Genomic DNA, 1,528 nt, shown 5'->3' with positions numbered 1-1,528 from the left:
ACTTTAGAGGTGGCAAAAAAGTTCTCAATCGCTGTTGAGGTTTTAGTCGCGGGAAACAACATAGAACTCCTAAATCTCCAGATAAAAGAGCACAATCCAAAAATAGTCGTTGTTGCTAAAGAGGAGGATGTTTGCAGAGTAAATCACAAAAATGTTTTTTTCGGACATGAGGCGATTTTAAGGGTCATAGAAGAGTCAAAAAGCGAGCTTGTCGTAAACGCACTTGTCGGTTTTTTAGGACTTCGCCCAACCCTCGCAGCTCTGTCATGCAACAAACGAGTGGCTCTTGCAAACAAAGAGTCTCTCGTTGCATGCGGCTCATTTATAGACAGCTCAAAGATTCAGCCCATTGACAGCGAACATTTCGGACTTTGGTATCTTATGCAAGATCGCCCGATTGAGAAGATGATTATAACCGCAAGCGGCGGCGCATTTCGTGATTGGGATATAAAGAGACTTCAAAACGCTACTTTGGCAGACACCCAAAAACACCCTAACTGGTCAATGGGGCAAAAGATTACAATAGACAGTGCGACTATGATGAACAAGATGTTTGAACTCCTAGAGGCTAGATGGCTCTTCGGTGAGGGCAAATATGACGCCATTGTAGAAACAAAATCGCTTATCCATGCGCTAATCGACTTTAAAGATGGCTCGACAACTGCACACTTCGCCAATGCAAATATGCAGCTCCCGATTGCTTTTGCGCTCAATGCCAAGATGCAAGAAAATATCCTCCCGCACGTAGATTTGCTAAAAATCGGCTCTTTGGAGTTTCGAGAAATCACGACTGAGAGATACCCGATTTGGCAGATTAAGGATGAACTTTTGAAAAATCCCTCAAGAGGCGTAGTGGTAAATGCCGCAAACGAAGCGGCAATAGAGAAGTTTATTGCCCGTGAGATAGGCTTTATGGATATATCAAAAACTGTTATAAGAGCGTTTGAAAAGTTTGATGTTCTGCCTAAAAGCGTTGATGACGTATTTGCTCTTGATAAAGAGATAAGAGCTTTTGTGAGGACAAAATGATACTGAGCATAGAGAGCAGTTGCGACGACAGCGCGATAGCGGTTACCGAGATAGCCACAAAGAAACTCATTTTTCATAAAAAGATATCGCAGGAGGTAGAGCATTCGGTTTACGGCGGTGTAGTTCCTGAGCTTGCAGCTAGGCTTCATGCAGAGGCTCTGCCCCGTATTTTAGAGGAGTGTAAACCTTACTTTAAAGACCTTAAGGCGGTAGCGGTCACTTCCTCACCTGGTCTTACCGTGACTCTTATAGAGGGTGTCGTCATGGCAAAAGCAGTTGCTGTTGCATTAAATATTCCCATTATCGGGGTAAATCACCTCATCGGGCATATCTACTCTCTTTTTATAGAGAAAGAGACACAGTTTCCTCTGACGGTGCTTTTGGTCTCCGGCGGGCATACGCAAGTCATGGAAGTAGAGAGTTTGGAGAGTATAAAAACTATAGCAAAAAGTATGGATGACAGTTTCGGCGAGAGCTTTGACAAAGTAGCCAAAATGAT

General features: G+C 43.5%; 1 protein-coding gene and 1 pseudogene. Both read left to right on the top strand.

What is annotated here, in order from left to right:
- Positions 1-1,029 (top strand): 1-deoxy-D-xylulose-5-phosphate reductoisomerase (gene dxr / locus RQ763_RS11715; RefSeq protein ID WP_314153171.1); only part of this gene is annotated, 1,029 nt, incomplete at its 5' end.
- Positions 1,026-1,528 (top strand): annotated as a pseudogene (locus tag RQ763_RS11710) (tRNA (adenosine(37)-N6)-threonylcarbamoyltransferase complex transferase subunit TsaD); the annotation flags it as partial. The gene dxr and the pseudogene RQ763_RS11710, both read left to right, overlap by 4 nt.

The sequence above is a fragment of the Sulfurimonas sp. genome (assembly GCF_032250635.1).
Classification (GTDB): Bacteria; Campylobacterota; Campylobacteria; order Campylobacterales; family Sulfurimonadaceae; genus Sulfurimonas.
Note: the sequence above shows the minus strand (reverse complement) of the source record. Positions and strands in the feature narration are given on the sequence as shown.